Below are 5,030 nucleotides of genomic sequence, written 5' to 3' on the forward strand. Positions count from 1 at the left end.
TCAATTTTGTCCTATAAACATCAAAAAATCAAAAGGCAATGAAACGAATTACAGTCGCAAAAGGAGATGGCATTGGTCCGGAAATCATGGACGCTACACTCGCTATTATCAAAGCCGCAGGGCCAATAGTTTGTTTTAATTGATTTTTTACCGCTTTCGGAAATTTTCTGGAAGCGGTTTTTTTTAATAGAATTAACAGCAAGGAATAGGTGATTTTTATGTCCTTTTACTATTTTGTTAGCTTCAATTAGCCTTTTCTGAAAATGAAAACCAACAAAACCATAATTTCCACCTGTATTCTTTTATTTTTTGTCCTTTTCCAAGGCTTCTCCCAAGTGGATCTTTCCATGGAAGTTCCTCTGGATCCACGGGTCAGGATGGGTGTACTACCCAATGGACTCACCTATTACATACAGCAAAACCCGAAACCTGAAAACAAGGTTGAACTCAGATTAGCCGTCAATGCCGGTTCGGTCCTAGAAACAGATAAGCAACAGGGCTTGGCACACTTTACAGAGCACATGGCATTTAACGGCACCAGAAATTTTGAAAAAAATGAATTGGTTTCTTATCTCCAGTCCATAGGCGTATCCTTTGGCGCTGACCTGAATGCCTATACCAGTTTCGATGAAACGGTCTATATCCTGCCCATTCCATCAGATGATGAAGAAAAGTTGCGAAATGGCTTTCTGGTACTCAGCGATTGGGCAGATGGTATTCTGATGCGGGAGGAAGATATTGATGCAGAGCGAAGCATCATCGTGGAGGAATGGAGAACAGGACAGGGCTACTCCCAGAGGTTAAGGGACCAATATCTGCCTATCATGTTGCATGACTCCAAGTATGCGGATCGGCTTCCTATAGGAAAAATGGAAGTTGTGAAAAACTTTAAATATGAAACCATCAGGCAATTTTACCGAGATTGGTACCGGCCTGATAATTTGGCCGTCATTGCTGTTGGGGATGCGGAACCCGGTCTCCTATTGGAATTGATCGAGGAGTTTTTTGGAGAGATGGAAAATCCTAAAAAGGCACCGGAAAGAAAATATTTTGAAGTCCCTGAGCATGAGGAAACCTTCGTTTCCATTTTGACAGATCATGAAGCTCCAGGTATTCAAGTTCAACTTTTTTACAAGCACAAGGCATTGCCCACCAATAGCAAGGAAGATTATCGGAATTTTCTTATAAGGAACCTTTATGGAGGCATGCTGACCCAGAGGTTGGATGAAATCAGGCAACAGGCAGATGCCCCTTTTATTTTTGCAGGAACGGGTTATGGCAACTTTGTCAGAGACCTGGATTATTTTTCTGCCTCAGGAGTAGTGGCTCCTGGAAAGGTGGAGGCAGGTATACAGTCCCTGATCATTGAAAATGAGCGGGTGGCACAATTTGGATTTACGCAGGCTGAGCTAGACAGGGTAAAACGGGCTGTTTTGAACAGTGCAGAGAGGGCGTATAAAGAAATGGATAAAGCGGAATCCAGATTATTGGTAGGCCGGTATGTCAACCATTTCCTTAAGGGCCGTTTTGCAGAAGGAGAAGCATGGAAATACGAATTTTACCAAGAAATTATCCCTCAGATTAGCTTGTATGAAGTCAATAGATTGGCCAAAACCTTGGTCAGGGAAGACAACAGGGTAATCATCATTACGGGACCCGAAAGCGAAAAGGAGAACCTGCCTGGGGAAAGCCAGGTATTGGCCCTTTTTGAGGAAGTAGATCAAATGGAACTGCTTCCTTATGAAGAAAGGCTCTTGGCAGAGCAATTGATTGAAGTACCGCCTCCACCAGGGAGCATCGTTGCTGTCAAGCATGTTGAAGCTGTGGATATTCATGAAATTACCCTGTCCAACGGGGTAAAAGTTTTTGTAAAACCCACGGATTTCAAAAATGATGAGATTGTGTTCAGTGCCCGGGGTGAAGGCGGCGTGTCTGTCTATAATGATGAGGACCATTATGCTGCAAGTTATGCGGGCGTATTGGTCAATGTGATGGGCATTGGAGATTTTAGTCCATCTGATCTGAGAAAGATGTTGGCAGGCAAATCGGTTTCCGTTACAGCCAATGTGGGGACCTATTCTCAGACCATTTCCGGGAGTGCCTCTCCCAGAGATCTGGAAATGGCCATGCAGTTAATGTACCTGTATTTTACCGACCCAAGAGATGACAAGGAATTGTTTGAGGTATTTATAAATAATCAAAAAACCCAGTTGGCCTCTGCCCAATCCAATCCAGATTACCAGTTTTCCAAAAAGCTCAACCGCGTCATTGCCGATGGAAACCTAAGGGCAAGTAGCATTTATGACCCGGAAGAATTGGAACAGATAGAAAGGCAAAGGGCTTTGGAAATTTATGCAGACCGCTTCAGTAATGCCGCCAATTTTGAATTTTTCTTTACCGGAAATATAGAATTGGAAACCTTCAAACCACTATTGGAACAGTATCTAGGCTCTTTACCTTCTGACCCGGAAAACCTGGACAGTTTTAGGGATATGGGTATCCGGGCACCCCGTGGAAAGTTTGAAACCATTGAAGTGGGCACAGACGAAAAAAGCCAGGTCATCATGCTCTTTACAGGGGAGCTGGAATATGACCGCAAAAAATCCACGGACATAACCTATTTGGGCGAAATACTGACCATCAAACTGATCGAAACTTTGAGGGAAGAAATTGGGGGTGTTTATGGTGTGGGTGCCAGTGGAAGCATGGGGATCCAACCTGTGGGTAACTTTTCATTTTCTGTAGCATTCCCCTGCAGTCCTGATATGGTGGATACATTGATTGATGCTGCATGGGTAGAGATAAGGAAAATACAGGAGAATGGACCATCGAAGGAAGACTTGGACAAGGTCAAAGAAAAACGCAGGATCGCTCTGGAAGAGAATTTGAGGCGTAATAATTTTTGGAATGCCCAAATGTCCACTATGCGCCTCTATGGTTTACCTTGGGAAGTGGTATTAAAAGCCAAGGAAAATATAGAGGCGGTCAGTGTGGAGCGTATCCAAAAAGCTGCACAGGAGTTTTTAGTGAAAGAGAATCTGTTGGAAGTAAGAAAATACCCACTGAGCAGGTGATGGGGAATAGAGGTTATATACGAGAAGCGAGAAGGTTTCGAGAAATTAGGAGAAGCAGAATCTGATATATGCTAGGCGATATAAGCCTTCGGGGATATATGGGTAATGTCTTCAAATAATATTGTACAAAATAAAATTGTAAACAAATTAAATTGCAGATTTTGGCCTACAGGTAAATGATTTCATTCAAGGATATGGTCAATAAATTAAAGATGCCATGCGTCAGCATGGAAAAAGCAAGTCCAGCCTGATACCTAACCCAACCAAACAATATAGCGGCTGGCAAAATCCCTAAGATGGTAAATGTCCAGTCTAAGGCAATGGAAGATGATTCCACATTGCCGACATGAAGGATGGTAAAAACCAGGGTGGTAAATATGAATGAGGCATAAAACAAAGCAGAAGAGAGATACACATCATCCGGTCTTTGGTTTCGTTCATGGATTATCCAAACCAAAAACCCAAAGCCAATTCCCAAAAACAACCACCAATAAGTTCCAAAAATCAGCATCCCAAGGAGGGGTTGGATGAATAAGAAAATAAAGTGTTTCCTTTTTCCAGAGAGAAACCCTCTTGAAAGCAATTCTTCCAATACCGGTGCTAAAAGCAATGCGCTTAAAATATCTATGCTGTCTGAATTGCTGAAACCTTTATCCAATCCACCTATTTCTAGCTTTATCGCAATGGGGTCAATAAGTATATATTGATAACAAAAAATAATAAGCGTAGCATAAATTGAATACCAGATGATTTTATGCTTGTAGAGCTTTTGCCCTTTCTGGTAAAAATGCAGGTATTTTATCATTATTTAAAATAAGTTTTTTCAGTCTATGCCAGCGCTAAAAGCCCGCTGATACAAAGTCCTAGACATTCTCATTGTTATCTTTTTTCCTCATCTGTAAATATCTGGTTATAAATACCCAGGCAAATAAGAACTGAAGCGGTAAGTAATAATATTTTGATAAATCAAAACCGAGGAAGGAATAATTTTCATAAGTATTCCAGTTGTAAACTACCGAAATGATGTTGGCAATTATTAACAACGAAATTAAAAGGTAAAGAAATTTGCCTATATGTTCCATAAAAGTATTTTTTCCTAAGCTAACTATAACGCCCTTTTAAGCCAAGTGTTTACAGGATAAATCGTTTTTGTCGCACGGGGCTTTAAACAGGAATTGATTTTAAATAAATAATTAGTTATTTTCAGGAAAACTTGTGCAATGAAATATCTATTCTATCTTATTGTATTTTCTTCTGTAATAATGGCTTGTTCGGAAGAAGGATCGCGGAAAAATATCAACCCAAGTGACCTCAATTTGGTCAAGGTCGATTCTGTTCAGGTGGATTATTTAGGCATGCTCAACCTGATGGATGTACATCCTGCAACAGGTAAACTCCTTTTGTTCAACATGCAGAAAAGCCTTTTTGTAATGGCCAATCTGGATGGAAAGGTGGAACGGGAGTTCAGCAAACAAGGTGGACCTGATAATTTTGGGTCCTTTCCATTGGGTGCAGGGAAGTTTACAGAAGACGGAAGGACCTTTACCATCATTTCCAATCAGGGGGTTTATACCTATGACTTAGAAGGTAATCTAGTGCTTGGAGGAAGACATCAAGTCAGTCAACTTCCTGCCTTTTCAGGAAGGATGGCTGCAGATATGGAATTTTTCTGGATTGGGGATAAAATTCTTTCCGTAGGACATGGTAGGGGAGCCTATCCCAATAATACCACTGATTTTTATGAGCATTACCGGGGCATGGTATGGTTTGATACACTGGAAAGGCAGGTGGAGCAATTTATGCCATTGGATGAAAACAGTGTGTTTCGCAATGGGAAAGCCCATGACCTTTCCCATATGATGCCTAAGTTGGCCGTAGATCAGGAGAGGATTTACTGGGTTCATGGTGTGGAGCCCGTTTTACATATCCACGACCTTAAACCGCCCTATGAAAAGA

The 5,030-nt window shown here is 41.5% G+C and carries 2 protein-coding genes and 1 pseudogene; 2 read left to right on the forward strand and 1 reads right to left on the reverse strand.

All coding sequences use genetic code 11. The annotated features are described in order from the left end of the window. The first annotated feature begins 263 nt into the window (after positions 1 to 263). The gene (locus QZT73_RS08730) at positions 264 to 3,074 is read left to right on the forward strand and encodes a M16 family metallopeptidase (protein WP_291787668.1); all 2,811 of its coding nucleotides are present in this window, start codon (positions 264 to 266) and stop codon (positions 3,072 to 3,074) included. Between the two features lie 166 nt (positions 3,075 to 3,240). On the opposite strand, the gene QZT73_RS08735 is transcribed toward QZT73_RS08730, so the two are convergent. After that, positions 3,241 to 3,879, reverse strand: coding sequence for a CPBP family glutamic-type intramembrane protease (locus tag QZT73_RS08735; protein WP_291787670.1), 639 nt, complete (start codon positions 3,877 to 3,879; stop codon positions 3,241 to 3,243). Positions 3,880 to 4,294: 415 nt separating this feature from the next. On the opposite strand from QZT73_RS08735, the pseudogene QZT73_RS08740 reads away from it, so the two are divergent. Then, positions 4,295 to 5,030, forward strand: a pseudogene (locus tag QZT73_RS08740) (hypothetical protein); the annotation flags it as partial.

The organism is Cecembia sp., from assembly GCF_007126775.1.
GTDB lineage: Bacteria > Bacteroidota > Bacteroidia > Cytophagales > Cyclobacteriaceae > Cecembia.